Here is a 21868-nt window from a genome sequence, read left to right as displayed (position 1 = left end):
GAAACAACGATCCAGGATTTTCCCGCCAGTGGAAAATAAGTGGTTTACGCGAGCGTTCCTCCATAGGTTGGACCCATGGAACAACTAGACAACGAGAACGTAGACATCACGTGGGAAGACGCCCGTGATGCAAATCTAGCCAACTGGAATGAACGTGTGGCCATACATGTCGAGGCTTACGGACTGAACGCGTTTAGGGACGACCCACACCATATTTCAGGTGTGGTCGCCCATGATCGTCCGTACATCGAAAGGCACCTGGGCCACACGATTGATGGGCTCGACCTGGCACATCTGCAGTGTCACATCGGAACCGACACGCTGTCCTTCGCCCGTCTTGGCGCTCAGGTCACGGGTGTGGACTTCTCTCAGCCAGCGCTCGACGCAGCGGAAGCACTCGCACAGGAACTGAATCTCCCAGCCACCTGGGTGCAGGGGGACGTGCTGGAGAGCGCCCGACTCGTCGGAAAGCAATTCGATGTCGTGTACACGTCAATCGGCGCGATCGGGTGGCTGAAAGACCTCGGACAATGGGCGCAGCAGGTCGCTGCACTGCTGCGAGATGGCGGGTTGTTCTATATCCGTGACGGCCACCCGAGCCTGTATGCGCTCGACGATCAGACGTTCCCGCCGGTCGTGCGCTACCGCTACTTTGAGAACGGGCACGCACAGAGTTGGGACTCGGACGAGACCTACACGGGCGGTGGCACCATCACCTCGACGCGGACGTACGAGTTCCCGCATTCAACTGCCGAGGTCATCAACTCGCTGATCGCGGCGGGACTGACCATCGAGGCGTTCTACGAGGGCGACACGCTGCCGTGGGAGTTCTCGAAGGAGATGGAACGCCTGCCAGATGGCAGCTTTGCGTGGCCAGGCGCTTTGCGGGCGGCTGTGCCGTGTACGTTTACCGTGGTGGCCCGTAAGAACTAGCGCCATACTTTGAGAGTTACCAAAAGTGCACTCTCAAAGGAGAAGAAGCGGTGCGAGTGCGCTGGTAGCAGTTATTAGATTGACGACGAGCCAGGGCCTGCCAGCCCTGGCTCGCGTTCGTTGCGCACTTGGTGTGTGCGTCGTGCTTTGAGAGTTACCAAAAGTTCACTCTCGCGCACTGAGAGTGTGGAATAGTGCACTCTCAAATGAGTATTAGATTGACTACGTGAGGAAGCGGGAACCGGTTTAGTACTTGAGCCAGACCGTCGTCTCACCCACTACCACGCCAGGCTCGGTTGGGCTGGAGGCTATGACAACCTCCGCCCCCGCGCCGTCGTACTCGTACGGATCGGTGCCGAAGTTCGTGATGACCTCCCAGCCGCCTGGGCGCGTGAAACGTAGGACATCGTCACGACCGCTTTCGACCCAGTCGAGCGTTTCCCGCGTCTGGAGTTTCACTCGTGCGGCGAGAGCCTGACGGTACAGGTTCAGGCTTGAGGCTGGATCGTCGTCCTGGACAGACGCCGCATACTCGGCCATCCATGCAGGTTGCGGCAGGTGCGGGGCGGCAGCACCAAACCCGAACGAGGGTCCTTCCTGCTCCCATGGGAGCGGAACACGGCAGCCGTCGCGGCCAACCTCCACGCCAGGGCTGCGGAAGAAAGTGGGGTCCTGGCGGGCCTCGTCCGGGATATCGGCGACCTCGTGCAGGCCCAGTTCCTCACCCTGATACAGATAACTCGAACCTGGCAACCCGAGCATGAACAGCGTTGCCGCGCGGGCGCGACGGGAGCCTTTCGCCCAGTTGAGCTCCGGTTCCCGGCCGCCCGTCAAAAGCCACGCCTGCCCGTTCTTGGCACCCAGTGGATTGCGCGCCTCCTCCGCGAAGTCGGGAAGACCATAGCGGGTGGCGTGCCGCACCACGTCATGGTTGGACAGTACCCACGTGCTGGACGAGCCGGAGCGCGAGGCAAGCTCAAGGTTGTCGGCCACGATGGTGCGGAACTGCTCGGCATCGAAGTCGGCCTGCAAGAGGTCGAAGTTGAAGGCCTGGCCGAGGCTCTCGGGGTGAGCGTATTTGGGCACGCGGTCCCGGGCAACCCACGCCTCGGCAACCGCCGTGCGCGGTGGGTCATAGGAGTTGAACACCTTGCGCCATTCGGCGTACACCTCGTGGACATCATCGCGGTCAATGATGGGGTGGTTGCCGTCATAGGGGAGCGCCTCAAGTTCGGCCCGACTTGGTAGGGCCTCAGGCAGATCCTTGGTGAGCATGTGTGCGACATCGATCCGGAAACCATCCACGCCACGATCCGACCAGAAACGCAGAGTTTTGAGGAAGTCCTCGCGCACCTCAGGATGGTCCCAGTTGAGGTCAGGCTGCTCAACCGCGAAGTTGTGGAAGTACCACTGCCCATCCTCGACCTGCTCCCAGGCTGGACCGCCGAACACCGATACCCAGTCTGCGGGTGGTTCGTTGCCGTCAGGTCCATTCCCGTCACGGAAGATGTAACGCTCGCGCTCCTTGGACCCACGGCCCGCCTTGAGTGCCGCCTGGAACCACTCATGCTGATCCGAGGTGTGGTTCGGGACAATGTCCACCACAACCTTGATGTCGCGCGCGTGGAGTGCGGACACCATCTCGTCAAAGTCCTCAAGCCTTCCCAAACGCGGATCGACGTTGCGGTAGTCTGCCACGTCATAGCCGCCATCCGCGAGCGCTGAGGGATAGAAAGGGCTCAGCCATACGGCATTGATGCCAAGCTGCTTGAGGTAGTCGGCGCGAGAGGTGATTCCGGGGATGTCTCCAAGGCCGTCCCCGTTGGAATCGGCGAAGCTTCGTGGATACACCTGGTAGACGACTGCTTGCCGCCACCACTCGGGTGTCTGTTTTGGGCTAGTGGCATGAAGGGTTTCGTTAGTCATGGTATTTCCTCAGGAATGAGTGAGTGGTGATGTAGGCGTAACGGGTGATTAAATTTGATGATCGAATTAAAGCCTTCGATACAATAATGCGGCACGACTAACAGGGAGGTCAATAGATGTGGTCTCCGCTTCCCATTCCCACACCACAGCGCAGGGCAAGCCAACAGGCAATCCTCGACTACGCATGGAAGGCCCAGGCCTTCACCGCAAGCGACGCAATGCCGGAAGTCGATTTAACGCGGTCCACCACCATCGAAGCGATTGACGCACTAGTGGCGTGCGGACTGCTGACCGAACTCCCAAATGCTCGTGAGGCGGGCCAATATTCGAAGGGGCGACCCTCCCGGCGCTTCGAACTGAACGCTCAAGCCGCACACGTTGTCGGTGTGGACGCAGGTCAGGGTCACTACACAATCCGGGTTGCCGATCTGCGCGGTGCCGTCAAGAATGCCTCGTCCGTTGACGTTGCCCATGCGACGACTGCGGAAGACCGCCGCGGGGCGTTGATCGCAGCGATTGCAGTGGCCCTCTCAGATGCCACTCTCAGTTGGGAAGACATCGTCAGCATTGCAGTCGGGGTGCCTGCGCCAGTGAACCGCCATGGTGACTCTCCAGTGCATGCCGAGAACTTCTGGCCCACCATGAATCCTGATTTCCGCTCGCTCCTCAACGCGATGGTGCCGCTCGTGCAAGTCGAGAACGATGCGGCTCTTGCGGCGATTGCGGAACGTGCCGTAGGCGCGGCTCAGGGCCTCGATAACTTCGTTGCTCTCCTCGCGGGCGAACGGTTCGGTTCCGGCGTGGTCGTGGACGGTCATCTGCTGCGCGGCCTGCACGGCGGTGTTGGTGAGATGTATGCGCTGATCCATGTCGAAGGGATAGGCGAAGCAGACGGCCTGGGCAGCATCGTGGCTCGTTGGGCGCGTGAGCTTGCCCGTTCTGGTGATGTGCCTGCGGGACATCCTCTTGCACAGGCCTCACCTGATGAACTGACCAGTAAGTTTGTCTTTGAACTTGCTCGTGGCGGCGACGGCATTGCGCTTGAGTTGGTGCAGCGTACTGGCGAGCGGCTTGCCCGTATCGCGGGTTTTTTCGGTGGTTTCTACGACCCGGAGCGGATCATTGTCGGAGGTGCTGTCGCGGCAGAGGTGCAGGGCGTCATTGACGTGGCACAGGAACTACTGCCAGGCGAACTGCATCTTCCAGAACCCGAGTTGGTTGCGTCTGCTCTTGGCGCGGATGTGGTTGCGGTTGGTGCGGTTGAGGCTGCCCTCGACCATGCGCGGGCCGAAGTCCTATCGCTGTGCGTTGCGCGGGACCAGTAGGTTTCTTATCGCCGACGAGTCGGCTGGTTGACCACGAGTACTCGATTTTGGTCGGTCGTTTGGTGAGGCGTTGGGTGGTTGCTCGTACCCGCGCCTTCCCCGGGGCTGTTCTACCCATTGTATTTTTGACCTAATAATGTCTTATTGGCTGGACGGTGGGCAGAAATGCAGGCCACACGTGAGATATGGTCAGAAAATCAGTGTCGATCGGTCGCCTAGTTTGGTGTTGAAACGAGTCATCATGAAAAAATTCAGCGGTATCGCCGTGGCTACTCTCGTGCTTACAGGTCTGTCTGCCTCTTTCGTCGCCACCCCAGCGGTGGCAAGTGAGAAACCAGGCTCGGTTAAGGTTGCCAAGATCAAATCCAAGAAGGCCGCTTACGGCAAGAAGGTCACGATCAAGCCGAATGTCACGAAGAAGGGCAAGGTGAAGATTTCTTCGAAGTTGATCACTGTCAAGCAGGGCAAGAAGACAATCGTCAACAAGAAGAAGAGCGCCAAGCTCCGTGCAGGTACCTACAGGGTGACAACCACCGTGAAGTACAAGGTCGCTACCAAGAGCGCGGAAACCTCGAAGTGGGTCTACGGAAAAACCAAGACCAAGAACCTGACGCAGACGCTCAAGATCACGCAGGGAAAGAAGCCTGTCACCAAGAAACCCAACCGGGTGAAGCCGAAAGGTTGGAACTGCCCTTCAAGCCACCCAATCAAGGGCAACGTGTCGTCTTCTGGTGAACTGATCTATCACGTTCCCGGCGGAGCCTACTATTCTCGGACAAACCCCGAAGAGTGCTTTGCAACTGAAAGCGCGGCCAAGAGTGCCGGGTATCGCAAGTCCAAGCGTTAACGGTTGATAGCGAGGTAGATGCGCCAGTGTCGCCCGCTGAGCTTGGCCACCAGTAGTGTGGCTGGGAGGTGACCCGAGCGCGGGAAGCGCCGACTCATCGCCAGTCAGGCCACGCCAACACACGGGCCACACGAACCCGCCTGACCATCCGCAACCGCGCATAAAAAATGGGCCACCGGACAGTCCGGTGGCCCATTTTCTACAACAAAACGCTAGGAACCGAGCGCCTCGGACACGACCTGCTTCGCTGATTCCTGCACTTGCGTGAGGTGCGAGGCGGAAACGAACGACTCCGCGTAAATCTTGTAGACGTTCTCGGTGCCGGAAGGGCGGGCCGCGAACCACGCGTTGTCGGTCGTGACCTTCAGGCCGCCAATCGCCGCGCCGTTGCCGGGAGCCTCCGTGAGGCGAGCGGTGATCGGATCGCCAGCCAGCGAGGTCGCGGTGACCTGCGAAGGCGACAGTTTGGACAGAGTTGCCTTCTCCTCAAGCGAGGCCGGGGCGTCGACGCGGGCGTACCAGGACTCGCCGTACCGTTCCACCAACTCGGCGTGGTGCTGCGACGGCGACTTGCCGGTCTTGGCGATGATCTCGGAGCCGAGCAGAGCGAGAATCAGGCCGTCCTTGTCGGTCGACCAGACGGTGCCGTTCTTCCGCAGGAAGGACGCGCCAGCGGACTCCTCGCCACCAAACCCAACCGAGCCATCGAGCAGACCGGGCACGAACCATTTGAAGCCGACGGGAACCTCGATGAACTCGCGGCCCAACCCACCGGCGACCCGGTCGATGAGCGCAGAGGACACGAGAGTCTTGCCGATCGTGGTGTTGGGATTCCAGTCGGGGCGCGCGCCGGAGTACAGGTAGTTGATCGCGACCGCGAGGTAGTGGTTCGGGTTCATCAGGCCAGCGTCCGGGGTGACAATGCCGTGGCGGTCGGAGTCGGCGTCGTTACCCGTTGCGATGTCGAACGCATCGGAGCCGCGCACCTTCTCCACGAGCGATGCCATGGAGTAGGGGGAGGAACAGTCCATGCGGATCTTCGCGTCCCAGTCGAGGGTCATGAACGCCCAGCGAGGGTCGACCTGAGGGTTCACCACAGTCAGGTCAAGTCCATAACGCTCGCCGATTGCACCCCAGTACTCGACGGCCGCACCGCCGAGTGGGTCAGCGCCGATACGCACGCCAGCATCGCGGATCGCGTCGAGGTCGAGCACGTTGGCGAGGTCGTCAACGTAGGCGCTCAGGTAGTCGTGCCGCTTGACGTAATCGGAGGCCTCGGCCTGCGCGAGCGAGAGGCGAGGGATGTTGCGGAATCCTTCGTTGAGGATGTCATTGGCGCGGTTGGCGATCCACGTGGTTGCATCCGAGTCGGCTGGGCCACCGTGCGGCGGGTTGTACTTGAAGCCGCCGTCACGGGGTGGGTTGTGGGATGGGGTGACCACGATTCCGTCGGCGAGGCCCGGTCCGGTGGTGCGCACGCCCTCTGCAGTACCTGCGCCGTTGAACAGCAGAATCGCGTGGGAGACGGCGGGCGTTGGGGTGAACGAGTCGCGGGCATCGATCATTACGGTCACGCCAGCGGCGGCCAAAACCTCGATGGCTGACTGCCAGGCTGGGAGCGACAGCGCGTGCGTGTCGCGACCGATGAACAGCGGGCCGTCGGTGCCTTGTCCGCGACGGTATTCAACAATCGCGGCGGTCGTCGCAACGATATGCGCCTCGTTGAACGCCCGATCCAGCGACGAACCACGGTGACCGGACGTACCAAAGGTCACCTTCTGGGTCGGATCCGAGATATCCGGGGTGAGGTCGTAGTACGCGCTGATGAGCGCATCAACGTCGATGAGGTCTTCTGGGAGGGCGAGAGTGCCAGCACGTGGGTCCATAGGTTCGATTTTGCCATTACTTGACGTGGCGCGTGGTCCCAATCACGTTTGTTTCACGAATTGGATTCTTTATTGCCGACGATTCCCTGACTTCCAGCGGATTCCTGCGCTTGGTGGACAGCCCAAGCCGGTAGGCTTGGACCCATGGCTAAGATTTCCACTGACTTTGTGCTGCGCCCCTTCGAGGGAATTCCCGCGGAGGCTGACCTTGTCGCCATGCGCGAGGTAGTTCCAGCAGCAACCATCAATGCTCGTACCACTGCGGAGTACGGCTCCCGTGAGTTCGTCATCTCGACGTCGCTCCCAGAGCAGCTTCCTGCGTTGCACCGTGAGGACGGCACCGTCATTCTCGCGCTGCAGACCCTTGCAGGCTCGGGCGACCTGTCTCGTGACCTGGCAGCGAACCTGCTCGATGCGTTCGAGCTCGAGCCGGGCCTGCCGCTGACTCGCTCCGAACTGCCTGGACCGGGTCCACGTCTCCAGGACGTGCTTGACCTGACCGCTCCGTTCGAGGTCGTCGTCCACGACAACTTCGACTACTGGATCGATCCGAACGCCGAGATCAACGCGGAACTGCGTGGCGCTCTCGACGAGGCAGCCGATTCCATGATCGACACCGTCAAGCTCACGACCGTTGACTCCGCCTACTGGTGCCGCATGGGTCCAAAGGAGTTCCTGCGCTGGAGCATGCCGTACGACGAGGATGCCGTCATCAACGGCATCGCCCGCCTGCACGCCAAGCGCGAGTCCTCGATCGAGGGCGCGAAGTTCCTCGGTGCGTTCCGCTCATGTGGAATTGTCATCCCAGTGTGGGAGCTCGTACGTGGTTCTGAGGCGGAAGACATTCAGGACGCGGTTGCTGAGTTCTGGAAGAAACTTCAGCCAGCAATCGAGAACACCGAACCACTCGATGCAAACGAGCGTCGTGCCCGCGCTGGCATCATCTCGCGTCAGGTGACCTTGCGCTAAATTAAGCGACATTTACGTTGTGGTTGGCCCTGTCTCGTTCGCAGGAGTGCCAACCACAACGTAATATTTTGTTCAAGAGTAATTCTAGGTTTCGTGAGGAAGTGTTTCGCCGTGAACGAGGGTCCCCGCTCCACTCCGCACACCGGAGGCACTCCCGTCGCGCGGATTCGCAGGGCTAAGTCAGCGTCATCGCAGGTGAATGAGAAGCAGTTGAAGAAGCAACGTGTTGCGGTGGTCATCCCCGCCAAGGATGAGGCTCGTAGGATCGCGCAGACTGTCCGGGCCGCGAAGGCCATTCCGCACGTCGATCTGGTTCTCGTGGTCGATGACGGGTCTGAGGACAACACCCAGGAAATCGCCCGCCAGGCAGGTGCGGTTGTGGTCCGCCACTCGCACAACCGCGGCAAGGCCGCCGCCATGGAAACAGGGGCCGCAGTTGTCGCCATGCGCGATGCGCAGGGCGGTCTGCCACGATTGTTGCTGTTCATCGACGCTGATCTTGCTGAAACCGCCGTGAACACCGCCCCTTTGATTGATCCTGTCTTGAACGGCGAGGCCGATATGTCCATCGCGCTGCTGCCACCCCAGCCGGGCGCCGGGGGACGGGGCATTGTGGTTGGTGCGGCACGTTCCGCGATCACCAAGATGACCGGCTGGACCCCCATGCAGCCTCTGTCTGGCATGCGCTGCCTCACCCGTGAGGCTTTCGAAGCGGCCACGCCGCTTGCTCGCGGTTGGGGAGTGGAGACCGGTCTCACGATTGACCTGCTGACCCAGGGCTATGTTGCGGTTGAGGTGGCCTGCGACCTCAAGCACCGCCCGTCGGGTAAGGACTGGAAGGGCACCCTGCACCGCGCCAACCAGTATCGCGATGTCCAGTTGGCCATCAGTGCGCGGCGGCTCAAGAAGGTCACCCGTTTCGGCAAGAAGTGATGATTCCTCACTGCCCACCTAAAAACTGACGAGACCACCCAAACTCCTTGGGTAGTCTCGTCAGTTTTTTTGGGGTTCCATACTCAGTGCCGGTGAAATGATCTAACCTCCGGGCCGTTACGCAGTCCGTGCGGACTGGCGCGCAGCCGCGAAGGTCATGCCCTTGACCCCAGGAAAGCGGCGATATCCAGTTATATGCAATCCCTAAAACACTTGACGCTACTTCATCAGCGGGTATAGCTTCACTCTATGGAAAGCGAACGTTCGTTAGCCGATTCAGGCGATGGTGCGACAAGGGAGGCTGGGGTACCTCCAGCTAAAAGAAGCACCACGCGCGAAGCTCTGCTCGAAGCCGCGATGAATCTGTTCTCTGCCAGAGGGTACGCGGGGACCTCTATTCGTGGTCTTGCCCGGGAGGTGGGTATACGAGAGAGTTCGGTGTACAAACATTTCCCATCCAAGCAGGCGCTGTTCGAGGCGTTGATTGAACGGGCGCATGATGCCCTCGCCAGGATCGGCTCCGCTCAAGGGCTATCGTTTTCTCCCGTGAGAGAGGCCGCCGAGCCGTATCGTGGCATCAGTGAAAAGTCACTGCTACTAGTGGCCCAGTCGTTCTTTACGTTCGTTCTACATGATCCAGACTTCTCGCGTATTCGGCGTTTGATGCAGATCGAAAGATATCGAGATCCTGCTGTCGCGAGTCATTTCGCCGACTACTTCATTGTCCAACCGTTGTCGTTTCACACCGAACTGTTCCGTCAGTTGCTGGACTCCGGTGAGTTTCGTGAGGGCCTCGATGCCCGCGAGATGGCCGTGGCCTTCTTTGGTCCTGTCTTCATGTTGATCGACTATGCCGAAAGCGAAGGTGGGGAGCCTGTGGCGCTTGATTTGCTGCAGCGGCACGTACGCCATTTCCTTCAGATTCACGGACGGGAAACGGTATGAAAATCTACGATAGATCGGTCAGGATCATCTTTTCGGTGATCTTCGTGCTGGGAGGAATCTCGCACGTGGTTCTGGGGAGAACGATTCCCGAGGATTATGCGGGCTTTGGCACGACCGCACTCTTTCCGGTTCTAGAAGATCTGTGGTCCTCCCTGGTCATGCCCAATATCGGCTGGATGACCCTAGCGCTGGCGGCATATGAAATAGCCTGTGGGATAGGCATCCTCTTTCGTCGTACGCGTATCTGGGCCATCTATGGGATGTTGCTTTTCCTCGTGTTCGTCACCGTGCTGGGGTACGGGATGGAGGTTGGATCCTCGATAGAGGACTTTGCAACGAACCGGTTGGCCACGATCATCATGGCCTTGCTGTTGCTGCCTTTGGTGCTCACATCAACGCGTGAACGCATGCGCGATGTGAGGGCGCGGAACCAATAGGCGTCCGCACCTCGCGAGATGCGAACGTGAGGTGTCGTCGGAAATCAACGATTGCGGAGCAGAGTGATGAGGTCCTTCTTGTTGAGGCCGGAATACCCCTCAAGGCCAAGGTCCTTGGCCCGCTGCTGAAGTTGTGGGACCGTCCAGTCCTCGTACGAACCTGCGTGCCCTCCGCGTGACCCAACTGCTTGGGCGCCGTCTCGTGCGATTGCATTGGAGATACGTGCAGCCTTCTCCTCTGACGCGCCGTCCTCGCGAAGCGCGTCGTAGACCTCTGGGTTCTTGATGGAGTTGCTGCGATTGCTGGAATTCTCGGGCATTGTGAGCTCCTTCCCATGGAATAGGGCATTATCCACGTTAGTCCCGTACATGCGGAACTGCGCGTTGAGCGGCGAGAGCGGGGGTAGGCTGAAGAATATGAAGAGCCACCAACTTGATCTGATGACGTCCGTGTCCACTCCCGCGCTTGATCCTTCCGGAAGCGTTGCCGTGTTTGCCGCGAGCCGCCCGAACTTCGCCATCGACTCCTACACCGGCCAGTTGTGGCAGGTGCCGGTGGCGGGGGACGAAGCGCCGCGCAGGATCACCTCAGGCAAGCGAGATACCGCGCCTCAGTTCTCCCCGGATGGGAAGTCGATTGCGTTCCTCCGCCCAGACGCCAAGAACCGTCCACAGATCGCTATCGTTGGTGCACGCGGAGGAGAGGCACGCGTTATAACGGACCGTGCCCTCGGCGTGAACTCGTTTAGGTGGTCTGGGGACTCAAGCCGCATTGCGTTCACCTCGGCTACCCCAGAGTATGGACGCTACGGCACGATCGACGGTGTTGCGGCAGGCGCAGAGAACCCGCGCAGGATTACCGAACACAAGGTGCGCGCAAACGGTGCTGGCTGGATCCTGGACCGTAGGCCTGCACTCTACGTTGTAGAGGTTCCTGCGTTTGAGGAGGAGCCATACCAGGCTCCAACCGGACGGGTGAAGGACCTCATTGCACGTGCAGGCCAGGACGAGCCAAAACTCCCCGGTGAGCACCCCGTTGGCGATTCAGTGCCCAAGGTGTTGCTGCTCTCCGACCCACGCTATGCGGTATCCACGCCGGTGTGGGGCCTGGATGATGAGCATGTCTACTTCTCCTCTGCCCAGCATGAGGGAGCCGACGACGATCTGCAGAGCGCGATCTACCGCGTCGCCCTGGCTGCAGGAGTCGAGTTCAAGGCCAACGAGGAACGCGAGGTGGAGGCGCCCAGAGCTGAACTCATCGTTGGCGGCGGCGAGAAGAAACTGGGCCTGCGCGCACCTGCATTTTCATCCGACTTCTCCACGTTGTATGTCCTTGGCCAGGAACTCGGCGAGACCGGATACGACTTTGTTGCACGAAACACCGGCGTGTGGGCTGCTTCCGTGGCAGACCTGCCCGTGACCGAACCGCGTCTGCTGACCGATATAGAGCACGTTGACTACGGCGACGTGCACTCCACCCTCGTCACAGACGGCGAGGGGGTGCTCGCGTTTGCGCGCGTGCGTGGAGCGGGACAACTCCACCGAGTCACCGCAGATGGCACCGTTGACATAGTCTCCGAAGGACACCGAGTCATTACCGGCGCTGCTGTGGCGGATGGCAAGATCGTCGTCTCGTACACGGACCCGACCACACCGGGGGAGATCGCGGTGATCGCCGGAGAGGACCTGCGTACCTTGACGAATCTCGCAGCGGGTCTGCGCGAGCGTACAACCATCACCAAGCAGGTCGAGTTCGAGGCGACTTCCAAGGACGGATATCCCGTCCACGGGTGGATCTTCAAACCGCAGGGCGAAGGGCCACATCCGGTCTTGCTCAACATTCACGGCGGACCTTTTGCCGACTATCAGTGGGCCTACTTCGACGAGGCCCAAGCGTACACCGCGGCGGGATATGCGGTTGTGCAGTGCAATCCACGCGGTTCCGCGGGATACGGTCGTGAACATGGCGTGGCGATTAGGCAGGCCATGGGCACGCTCGACATGGATGACGTGCTGTCGTTCTTTGAGCAGGCGGTTGCCGCGAATCCTGAGCTCGACGGTGAACGAGCGGGAGTGCTTGGCGGATCGTATGGCGGATACCTGACCTCCTGGATCATTGGACACGACCACCGCTTCAAGGGCGCAATCGTGGAGCGCGGCTTCCTTGAACCATTCTCTTTCGTGGGTACCTCTGACATTGGCTCGTTCTTCGCGGGCGAGTATACGGGGACAGACCCCGATCACGTGCTCACACAGTCACCGATGGCAGTGGCTCAGAACGTCACGACCCCCACCCTGGTCTTGCACTCCGAGGAGGATCTGCGTTGCCCGCTCGAACAGGCGCAGCAATACTACGCCGCGCTTAAGCGGGCAGGCGTTGACACGGAATTCCTCGTGTTCCCCGGTGAGAGCCACGAACTCTCACGCACCGGTACGCCGTGGCACCGGATGCAGCGCTTTGACGCGATCCTCGAATGGTGGTCGCGTCACCTGCCCGTCGCCTAGGGGTGGGCTAGCGGCCCAACCGGCCCGACTCGTCGCCAATGGGATGACACCTCCCCTCGAGAGTTACCAAAAGTGCACTCGCAATATGTGCGGGTGCACTTTTGGTAACTCTCAAACGCTGGGTGGTGGTGCGAGCGTACTCAGGGATTGGCGACGAGTCGGTCACGCAGACACCGCCAGCGTTGCGTGCTGTGGTGCACGGGTTGGGTTGGTGATCTCAAGGATCCAGCGCGCATAGGTCGCGATGAGCAGCGGCACCAGCGTGCCAAGGCCGATACCCAGAATCACGACCGATGAGTCGTTGACGAGCGTGCCGATTGCGATGATGACGTACACCGAATAGATCGTGGGCATGAACATCGGAGTATCCGCGGATAGCTGACGCAGCGGAACACCGTTGGTGATCCAGTGATACGGCGCAAGGGCATCGGTGTCTTGAGCCGCCAGGCGTACCGGGCGGCCCAGTACGATGATCAGAACCAAGACGGCCGCGATGGCTACAAGCGACAGCGGGTTGGTGAAGGTGGACAGACCTGCGCCCAGTTTGCGGCCGACGACCTCGAAGAATCCGCCGTCGATGACGGTGTCGACGAACCGGCCAAGGTGAGTGCGCTCGTCGGCAGGGCGCAGCCAGTCCACGACGGCGAAACTCGATACGAGCACGCCTGCGCCAATCAGCACTCCAAATACCTTCTTGAAGTTCAGTGTGGTGCCCAACGCCATGAGCGCGAGCAACGCGAAGGCAGGGAACAGTGCGGGTGGTCCGCCGAAGTCGGCACCAAGCGATGGGAAGCCATCCATAACGATCGCAAACACACCGATCGCGGACACCACAAGGCAGGCGAGTTTTCGGCGGCCGGCGACAACCAGTGAGTTCGCTATCGCTCCAGCGAGAAGCGCGGTGGCCACACCGAACAGTGTGAACGCCTGGTTGTTGAAACCATAGAAGCGGCCACCGACCATTGGCTGAACGCCCATCAGGGAAGCCATCTGCAAGGTTGCCCCAGTCGCGATGTCCGCGGCGAGCACCACGCTCGTCACGATGGAGAAGATGGCGATGGGGCCAAACCGCCAAGCCCGCCACGCAGGTATGAGTGCCACCGCGATGATGATGACGATAATCAGCGCGATGAGCGCGTAGAGCGTGAGAGTCGGGTTGGGGGAGCGCCACCATGGGAAGATGTTCGCGATCACCGCCCCGATCGGCAGCGAGGCGATGGCGATTCCACCGATCTCGCAGGCCCGGATGATCTGGCGTGAGTGACGGGCAAACCAGGAGTCACCCTGTGCGGCACGGCGCAGGAAATGACCGGAGAAGATGTAGGACACGAGCGCGAACAACGCGATGTTTGCGATGCAGTAGAACGCGAAGAATGACCCGACAAGTGGGCGAGCGGCAAGGACGTGGTCTTCATCATCGACCAACTGCGCGATGCGTTCGGTTCCGGTTGCCGGTAGGCTCTCATAGCCGATTCGAGAACCGACAAAACTTGATCGCACCTGTGAGTAGTCAACATCAAGTAACCCAAACAGAGTGGTGGGAAGATCTGTCGCCTGGTTGTATCCCGACTGGCGGGTCGATGGAGAGGAGAGATAGTTTCCTTCGACCCCGGCACCAGCCATGGCCAGAATGGAGATGCGCGGAGCACCGAGTGGATCCGCCAACGAGGCGAGCATCACCGTGGTGTGGGTAAGGCCGGGGTCGTTTGCGTAGATCGCACGGAGAGTCGCCTCGACCCGAGCATCGAGTTCGGTGATCTGCGCCGTCACGACAGCCTCATTGGCTTGAGCGGTACGGGAGAGTCGCACCTGTCCGGCATCGACGACGAGAAGGCGGCTATCGCCTTCGAGGCTGTCGAGAGCGCGCGCGGTCTGGGCGGTGAAATCGGCGGCCTCGCTTGGACGTGCAAAAAATGCGCCGGCGACGCTACCCTCGGGGGTTGCCAGAGCAATTGCCGCCCCAGGGCCAAGAGCCGCAGCGGACACAGACGAGTCAGCGATGACCTCGCCGAATGACCCAAGTTTGGCGTTGTACTTCTGGTTCGCCACCGCCGTGAGGTAGTCGTCCCAGTGCGGCACTGCCACTCCGCTCTGTCCGGGGGTGACCTCAGTCGCTGTGTGGGTGCTGTCCGATGGGGATGGTTCCTCGAGGTACCGGCATGCGCCGCCGGCCCCGTTGATTGAGTCTCCCGCACGATTACCGGCGGATAGCGCGAGCCAGCCATCGGTTGGGCACGTCGAGGTGTAGACGTTGCGGACGATCAAACTACCCACGGCAGACGCCTGACTGAACCGCGCGATTGCGGGTGTCGCCTCAGGCGTTATGTCAGTCCACCGAAGCCCTGACGCCCCGATCATGACGACTTGACGCTGCGGTGCGTCACTGGGGTCCGTCTCAGCCGATACCGTTGAGGAAGACCCGTGAGCGACTGGGGCCAGAGCAATCGAGACCAGCATGATGGCCGCCGCACACAGTGCGCCGAGCACAATTCCCACGTGGCTTCCGATGCGAGATGCGGGTGCGGCGAGAATACGCTCGCTGCCGTCGGAGCGTGTTGCGGGCGCAGTGATTTCACGGCGGGAACTGTTTGGAAGCACCTATCCAGCGTAGTAGACCGGTGTGCGTTATTGCCCGGTAAGACGGAATGAAACTGTGAGGAACCGGTGTGATTGGGGTCCCGTTGGCACTCAGCGTGTGGGTTTTTACTGCATTGTGGGCGTCAATCATGCCCACAATGCAGTAAAAACCCACACAGTAAACGTGAGGAGGGTGTGTGCAAGGGTGACTTAGCGTGTGCTGTGGGCCGCCCACTCGGGCTGGGCGACGGTGGGAGGGAAGTGGGCCTAGCGCTGATCGAGCCGCGGCAGGGGAGCGCGAACGGTCAGCGCCTTCGGGTCGACCCAGGTACGCACGGTCTTACCGCGGCCCACGATGTCGCCGTCAACCTGAACTGCGGCACCGCCCTCAACGCTCACCTGAACCCGTTTGGCCTGAATGTGGTCGATCCGCCCGACCTTGATGTTCTGGGAGTACTGCACGCCCACACCCTGCAGCATGACCTCGCCAAACAGTTGCACCCATCCGGCGATGCCACCACGGGTGTCGATTGCGGCGATGTCGTGGATGCCATCGTCAATCACGGCGTCGGGGATCAGCGTGATGCCACCAGGCAACTTCCCACAGTTGCCCACCATGAGGCTGCGCAGCTTGGTCGTGAACACCTTGTTGTCGAGTGAGATACGGGTGGTCATACGCGCGCCATGCAGGTGCCGAACACCGGCGACGAAGTAGGCGATCCACCCGAGTTTGGCCTTGAGGTTTGCGTCGGCATCCGCAATCATCGCGGCATCGAAGCCAACACCGGAGATGACCAGAAACAGGTGTTCCTCAGAACTGGCAGGATTTGACTCACCGGACTCCAGACGCAACTGAGCCCGCTCCCTACGCGACTCGCTGCGGGTCGTGGCCACGATCTTCTTGAGCCGCTCATGCTCCGAGGAATCGGGCTGAGTCACCTGCAGCCAACCAACGTCAATGCGCCGGTCAGCACCGTTCATGATGACCTCGAACGCATCGTCCATCGAGGTCACGGGAATATCGAGATTGCGGGCCAAAAGATTCCCGGTGCCCACCGGAATGATGCCCATTGGAACATCGGTCGTGGTGAGGTGAGTCGCCACGGCACGGACAGTGCCATCGCCACCCATTGCGACCACGATGTCAGCACCGGACTCCACAGCCTCACGGGCCTGGCCAACACCGGGGTCATCCACTGTCGTCTCCAGCCAGAGCGGCTCCGGCAAGCCCTCGGCCTCGCATCGGGCCAGCAGCGCACCCTTCAAACTCGCAACGGAGCCCTTCGAGGGGTTCGCAACAAACGCCAAGAGTGGGCCGGACGTGGAAGTTGACGGATCGTCGTCAAGCACAACCGAGATCGGTTCGGAGCGCAACGCGCGCAGAACCCGTAACTCGCGTAACACAATCACGCCAACACCCAGCGTTGCGAGCAACAGGATGATTGCGACAATGAGCAGCCAAGATTCCAACGTCATACCTCTAAGGTACTGCCCCGGCCACCCGATTTGCGCGTCAGCGGTAATCTAGTGGGGTGATTGATCTACGTATCCTCCGCGAAAACCCAGACCTAGTACGCCAGAGCCAGATTGCGCGCGGCGATGACCCAACGATCGTTGACGCGATCCTTGAGGCGGATGTGGTGCGGCGATCGTCTCTCGTTGAGTTCGAGAACCTGCGCGCCGAGCAAAAGACCATCGGTAAGGATGTCGCCAAGGCACAGGGCGACGAGAAGGCAGCGCTGCTTGAGCGCACCAAGACCCTCTCCGCCGAGGTGAAACGGCTGCAGGCAGCCGCCAACGAGGCGGACGAGAAACTGAACTCGATGCTGCTGACCATCGGCAACCTCATTGACGGAGCGCCAGCAGGCGGCGAAGAGGACTACATCGTGCTGCGCCACGAGGGTACCCCACGCGATTTCGCGGCAGAGGGCTTCGAACCACGCGACCATCTAGCGCTGGGCGAAGGTCTCAAAGCCATCGACACCGAACGTGGCGCGAAGGTGTCCGGATCGCGCTTCTACTACCTCACCGGAATCGGTGCGCGACTCGAACTAGCCCTGCTGAACGCAGCTGTTGACCAGGCGCTACAGGCCGGATTCACCCCGATGATCACCCCGACCATCGTGAACCCGAACGTCATGCGCGGAACCGGATTCCTCGGCGCACACGCGGACGAGATCTACTACCTGAACGCAGACGACCAATACCTCGTGGGGACCTCCGAGGTGGCGCTCGCGGGCTACCACATGGACGAGTTCATCGACCTTGAGAATGGTCCGAAGCGTTACGCCGGGTGGAGCGCCTGTTACCGCCGTGAGGCCGGTTCGCACGGCAAGGACGTGCGCGGCATCATCCGCGTGCACCAGTTCCACAAGGTCGAGATGTTCTCGTACTGCAAGGTCGAGGATGCCGCGGCTGAACACCAGCGTCTGCTCGCGTGGGAAGAGGAGATGCTCAAGAAGTGCGAGCTTCCGTACCGCGTGATCGACACGGCTGCGGGCGACCTGGGCTCGTCTGCGGCGCGTAAGTTCGACTGCGAGGCGTGGCTGCCGACCCAGGAACGGTACCTCGAACTCACCTCGACCTCGAACTGCACGACCTTCCAGGCCCGCCGCCTGAATGTCCGCGAACGTGCCACGGTGGACGGCAAGCAGGAGACCCGCACCGTTGCAACCCTCAACGGCACCCTCGCGACCACCCGCTGGATCGTCGCGATCCTTGAGAACCACCAGCAGCCAGACGGCTCGGTGCGCGTCCCAGAGGGCTTGCGCCCATACCTGGGTGGCCTCGAAGTGCTGGAGCCAGTTGCAGGTGTCTGACACTCCGTTACTCATCGGACTCGACATTGATGGCACCATCATGTCGCACGATGAGTTCATCTCCGCTGAGGTCCGCGCAGCCATCACAGAGTTGAGGCTGCGCGGGCATCACGTGGTGCTCTCGACTGGGCGCCCGCTCGTGGCGACCCTGCCGGTGCTCAAGGAGTTGGGCATCGACTCTGGCTGGGCGGTGTGCTCGAACGGGTCTGTGACCGCACGTCTCGACAAGTCACTTGATGGCGGCTACGCGGTGCATCACGCCGTCATGTTTGATGCGGCCCCAGCCGTGGCCGCGCTGCGTTCCTACATGCCCGATGCCGTGATCGCACTCGAGAAGATCGGCGTTGGCTACTATCTGAGCGCCGAGTTCGGGTCGACCAAACTGCACGGCGAATACGAGATCGTCGACGAGCCCGCCCTTGGGGAGGTGTCGACCGCCCGCGTCGTGGTCGCCCGGGCCACTCACGCTGCGCGTGAGTTCTCCCGGCACGTGGGGGAGTTGGGCCTGCGCGACACCTACTACTCCATCGCAGGCGAATACTGGATGGACCTCGCGCCCGAGGGAATCACCAAGGCGTATGGCATGGAGCGCCTACGTCTCGAACTCGGTGTGGCCGCCTCTGACACGGTTGCGGTGGGCGATTCCGAGAACGACATCGAGATGCTGTTGTGGGCGAATCGCGGCGTGGCGATGGGGCATGCCGAGGCCTCCGTCGTGGCGGCATCTGACGAGGTCACCTACCCGATTATCGACGATGGCCTCGCGCCCGTGCTCGAAGGGCTGCTGGGGAAGTCCCAGGCCGAGTAGGTTCGTAGCCGGTAGGCTCGGGCACAGGACCGATGTGCGGCCTTGCTGCTCAAGAGGGCTTAAGCCCGCTTGATACCGTGGTGGGGTTAGTGTGGACGGCGATGGATCGCCGCACTCGGCAATGACGCTTGGCGGAGGTGACACGCAATGAATCAGACACTCGATGAGGTCGCGCGCAGGGCAGGCGTCTCGACCGCGACGGCATCTCGCGCCCTGCGTGATCTCCCCAGCGTACGTGGGGAAACAAAAGAACGCGTGCAACGGGTGGCGCGTGACATGGGCTACGTCATCTCTCCCTCCGCTTCGACGCTCGCGTCTGGTCGCACCCGCACGATTGGCCTACTCACCCCATGGGTCAATCGCTGGTTCTTCTCGAACGTGATCGAGGGCGCCGAGAAAGGGCTACGACAGGTCAACTTCGATGCGTTGCTCTACACCTTCCATGAGGCTCCCGGACAGCCGCGAAATCGCGTTGATCCGCAGGTGCTGCGCAAACGCGTAGACGGTCTGCTCATACTGGGCATGCAACTCGATGAGGATGAGGTGCTGAGCCTGGAGTCGTTGGAGTTGCCGATGGTCTTTGTCGGGCCAGGGCACCTGCGGCATCCCACGGTCGGAATCGACGACTTCGCTGTTGCCCAGATGATCATGGCGCACCTTGAGGAATGCGGACACACTCGCGTAGCCCACATTGCAGGCCCCGATCTGGAACAGTTTGATAACTCACCCTCGGCCGGTAGACATGCGGGATGGAAAGCCTGGCAGGAGGAGCGTGGACGGCCCTGCGACGATACCTGGTACCACTACTCGTCCTTCGATCGCACCGGGGGCTTCGAGAGTGCGATGCTGCTGCTTGACACGCACCCGGACATCACGGCGATCTTCGCCGCAACGGATGACCTTGCCATCGGAGCGATCCAGGCGGCTCAGGCACGAGGGCTGCATGTCGGAACGGACATCGTGATCGCTGGTGTGGACGACGAAGACCTGGCCGCCTATCTGGGCCTGACAACTGTCCATCAAAACCCTCGCGAACAAGGACAGCAGGCTGCCGAGATGCTTCTTGCGGCGATGGGCGGGCAACCCGCTCCACTCGTCACGTTTGGTGAGATCTCACTCGTGGAACGAGCGTCCAGTGGGCGGAATACTGTCCGACTGGTGAACTGAAACCAAATTGTGACCGCGTTACATTCTTGTCTCGTCGAAGCCGCTAAAACCGCTTAATCTTGCGATTACGTTACGGTTCCTTTTTCAACAGGAAGCCTGGAGAACCCAAATGTAGGCTGATCGAGAGGATGAAGAGAGCCTCTCGGACTTGCAATATCGTCATGTAAGCGCTTGCATTTGTGACGTGGGGTGCAGCACTTACTGTTCCCTGAAGCCTCTACAAAGATGTGAGGAAGGTTCAATGAAGACCACCACCCGCAAGACATTCGCACTGGCGTCGGCCATCACCCTGGCGGCCACGCTCGCGGCATGTAGTTCGGACACCACCAACGAGGGCGACAACAACGGCGAAGGCACAGCCGCCGACTGCTCCGCGTTCGAGAAGTACGGCGACCTCTCTGGCAAGACCGTCAGCGTCTACACCTCGATCATCGCCCCAGAAGACACACCGCACATCGAGTCGTACAAGCCATTCGAAGAGTGCACCGGTGCCAAGATCAACTACGAGGGCTCGAAGGAGTTCGAAGCCCAACTGCCAGTGAAGCTCGCAGCAGGCGACCCGCCAGACATCGCGTTCATCCCACAGCCAGGCCTGCTTCAGACCATCGTCCAGCAGTACGGCGACCAGATCGTTCCAGCCTCCGCAGGCACGGTCGAGAACATCGACCAGTACTTCGCAGAGTCCTGGAAGGGCTACGGTTCGGTTGACGGAACGTTCTACGCCGCACCACTCGGCGCAAACGTGAAGTCATTCGTCTGGTACTCGCCGCAGGCCTTCGCGGAACACGGCTACGAGGTTCCAGAGACCTACGACGACCTGATCGCGCTCTCAGACAAGATCGTGGAAGACGCTCAAGCCAACGGGACCGGTGCAAAGCCATGGTGCGCTGGAATCGGCTCCGGTGACGCAACCGGATGGCCTGCAACCGACTGGCTCGAGGACATGATGCTGCGTACCGCAGGCATCGAGAAGTACAACGACTGGATCAGCAACGACCTCAAGTTCGACGACCCAGTGGTTGCCGACGCACTCGCAAAGGTGGGTGCGATCCTCAAGAACCCCGACTACGTCAACGGCGGAATCGGAAACGACGTTGCCTCCATCGCAACAACCGAGTTCCAGGACGGTGGTCTGCCAATCGTGACGAGCGGCCTGTGCTTCATGCACCGCCAGGCATCGTTCTACGCCGCGAACTGGCCAGAAGGAACCAACGTGTCCCCAGACGGTGACGTCTTCGCGTTCTACTTCCCGGGCCTGACCGCAGACTCACGACCAGTACTTGGCGGCGGTGAATTCGTTGCTGCCTTCTCCGAGCGCGAGGAGGTCGCCGCATTCCAGGCCTACCTGTCGTCCCCAGAGTGGAGCAACGCCCGAGCAGACGCCACACCAGAGGGCGGCGGTTGGGTATCCCCCAACTCCGGACTCGACCGTGAAAAGCTCAAGTCAGACATCGACAAACTGTCGTTCGACCTGCTGGGTGACACCACCCAGGACTTCGGTTTCGACGGCTCTGACCTGATGCCAGGTGAAGTCGGTGCAGGTTCATTCTGGACCGAGATGACCGCCTGGATTGCACAGGACAAGTCTGACGAGGCAGTGCTGAAGGCTATTCAGGACTCCTGGAAGTAACACTTACGAAAAGATGAGTGCACGCGCGGCGGACCGGGCTGAAAGGCTGGTCCGCCGCGGCTCGTCCAACCAGAAAGCTGTCGTGCACCGCATCGCTGAGCACGTGGGATACGCACCCACCTGTTTCAGTCTTGGATAAACGCTTGAAGTGTCACTCGTAG

General features: G+C 60.8%; 17 protein-coding genes. 12 read left to right on the top strand and 5 right to left on the bottom strand.

The genetic code is table 11. The annotated features are described in order from the left end of the window. The first annotated feature begins 75 nt into the window (after positions 1-75). A complete protein-coding gene (locus ACFSYH_RS06335; protein ID WP_377465885.1) occupies positions 76-933 on the top strand; it encodes a class I SAM-dependent methyltransferase in 858 nt (285 codons plus the stop codon). Between the two features lie 246 nt (positions 934-1179). Here the strand turns inward: ACFSYH_RS06335 and ACFSYH_RS06330 are convergent, their stop codons facing one another. Further along, a complete protein-coding gene (locus tag ACFSYH_RS06330; RefSeq protein ID WP_377465883.1) occupies positions 1180-2859 on the bottom strand; it encodes a glycoside hydrolase family 13 protein in 1680 nt (559 codons plus the stop codon). 116 nt (positions 2860-2975) lie between these two features. Here ACFSYH_RS06330 and ACFSYH_RS06325 point away from each other — a divergent pair, with 116 nt between their 5' ends. Both ACFSYH_RS06325 and ACFSYH_RS06320 read left to right on the top strand, forming a co-directional pair. Further along, entirely contained in the window at positions 2976-4184 is a 1209-nt protein-coding gene (locus ACFSYH_RS06325; RefSeq protein ID WP_377465881.1) for an ROK family protein, read from the top strand. 241 nt (positions 4185-4425) lie between these two features. Next, positions 4426-5031: a sunset domain-containing protein gene (locus ACFSYH_RS06320; RefSeq protein WP_377465880.1), complete on the top strand. Its 606-nt coding sequence runs from the start codon at positions 4426-4428 to the stop codon at positions 5029-5031. 212 nt (positions 5032-5243) lie between these two features. Here ACFSYH_RS06320 and pgm read toward each other — a convergent pair whose 3' ends face one another. Then, positions 5244-6917: a phosphoglucomutase (alpha-D-glucose-1,6-bisphosphate-dependent) gene (gene pgm, locus ACFSYH_RS06315; RefSeq protein WP_377465878.1), complete on the bottom strand. Its 1674-nt coding sequence runs from the start codon at positions 6915-6917 to the stop codon at positions 5244-5246. Between the two features lie 144 nt (positions 6918-7061). On the opposite strand from pgm, the gene ACFSYH_RS06310 reads away from it, so the two are divergent. From ACFSYH_RS06310 to ACFSYH_RS06295, 4 genes are all read left to right on the top strand, one after another. Continuing rightward, positions 7062-7886, top strand: coding sequence for a DUF5926 family protein (locus ACFSYH_RS06310; protein ID WP_377465877.1), 825 nt, complete (start codon positions 7062-7064; stop codon positions 7884-7886). A gap of 165 nt (positions 7887-8051) precedes the next feature. Then, complete coding sequence (locus tag ACFSYH_RS06305; RefSeq protein ID WP_377466104.1) at positions 8052-8819, top strand: glycosyltransferase family 2 protein; 768 nt, start codon at positions 8052-8054, stop codon at positions 8817-8819. Positions 8820-9068: 249 nt separating this feature from the next. Further along, positions 9069-9764 carry a TetR/AcrR family transcriptional regulator gene (locus ACFSYH_RS06300; RefSeq protein ID WP_377465875.1) on the top strand — a complete coding sequence of 232 codons (696 nt, stop codon included), beginning with the start codon at positions 9069-9071 and terminating at the stop codon, positions 9762-9764. Then, the gene (locus tag ACFSYH_RS06295; protein WP_377465873.1) at positions 9761-10201 is read left to right on the top strand and encodes a hypothetical protein; all 441 of its coding nucleotides are present in this window, start codon (positions 9761-9763) and stop codon (positions 10199-10201) included. Before ACFSYH_RS06300 ends, ACFSYH_RS06295 begins: the two co-directional genes overlap by 4 nt. 44 nt (positions 10202-10245) lie before the next feature. Here the strand turns inward: ACFSYH_RS06295 and ACFSYH_RS06290 are convergent, their stop codons facing one another. Continuing rightward, complete coding sequence (locus tag ACFSYH_RS06290; protein ID WP_377465870.1) at positions 10246-10521, bottom strand: DUF7218 family protein; 276 nt, start codon at positions 10519-10521, stop codon at positions 10246-10248. 97 nt (positions 10522-10618) lie between these two features. Here ACFSYH_RS06290 and ACFSYH_RS06285 point away from each other — a divergent pair, with 97 nt between their 5' ends. Further along, entirely contained in the window at positions 10619-12706 is a 2088-nt protein-coding gene (locus ACFSYH_RS06285) for a S9 family peptidase (RefSeq protein ID WP_377465867.1), read from the top strand. A gap of 162 nt (positions 12707-12868) precedes the next feature. On the opposite strand, the gene ACFSYH_RS06280 is transcribed toward ACFSYH_RS06285, so the two are convergent. Further along, a complete protein-coding gene (locus tag ACFSYH_RS06280) occupies positions 12869-15304 on the bottom strand; it encodes a hypothetical protein (RefSeq protein ID WP_377465865.1) in 2436 nt (811 codons plus the stop codon). A gap of 246 nt (positions 15305-15550) precedes the next feature. Then, on the bottom strand, positions 15551-16759 hold the full coding sequence (locus ACFSYH_RS06275; RefSeq protein ID WP_377465863.1) for a diacylglycerol/lipid kinase family protein: 1209 nt from the start codon (positions 16757-16759) through the stop codon (positions 15551-15553). Positions 16760-16815: 56 nt separating this feature from the next. Between ACFSYH_RS06275 and serS the strand changes: the two genes are divergently transcribed. From serS to ACFSYH_RS06255, 4 genes are all read left to right on the top strand, one after another. Then, positions 16816-18102 (top strand): serine--tRNA ligase, encoded by a 1287-nt coding sequence (gene serS / locus ACFSYH_RS06270; RefSeq protein WP_377465861.1) that lies wholly within the window; start codon positions 16816-16818, stop codon positions 18100-18102. Beyond that, on the top strand, positions 18095-18910 hold the full coding sequence (locus ACFSYH_RS06265) for an HAD family hydrolase (protein WP_377465859.1): 816 nt from the start codon (positions 18095-18097) through the stop codon (positions 18908-18910). The genes serS and ACFSYH_RS06265 overlap by 8 nt, the downstream gene beginning before the upstream one ends. Positions 18911-19057: 147 nt before the next feature. After that, positions 19058-20077, top strand: a complete 1020-nt coding sequence (locus ACFSYH_RS06260; RefSeq protein WP_377465858.1) for a LacI family DNA-binding transcriptional regulator — start codon at positions 19058-19060, stop codon at positions 20075-20077. A 241-nt stretch (positions 20078-20318) separates the two neighbouring features. Beyond that, the gene (locus ACFSYH_RS06255) at positions 20319-21707 is read left to right on the top strand and encodes an ABC transporter substrate-binding protein (protein WP_377465857.1); all 1389 of its coding nucleotides are present in this window, start codon (positions 20319-20321) and stop codon (positions 21705-21707) included. The last annotated feature ends 161 nt before the right edge of the window (positions 21708-21868 follow it).

The sequence above is a fragment of the Populibacterium corticicola genome (genome assembly GCF_042683685.1).
GTDB lineage: Bacteria > Actinomycetota > Actinomycetes > Actinomycetales > Cellulomonadaceae > Timonella > Timonella corticicola.
Note: the sequence above shows the minus strand (reverse complement) of the source record. Positions and strands in the feature narration are given on the sequence as shown.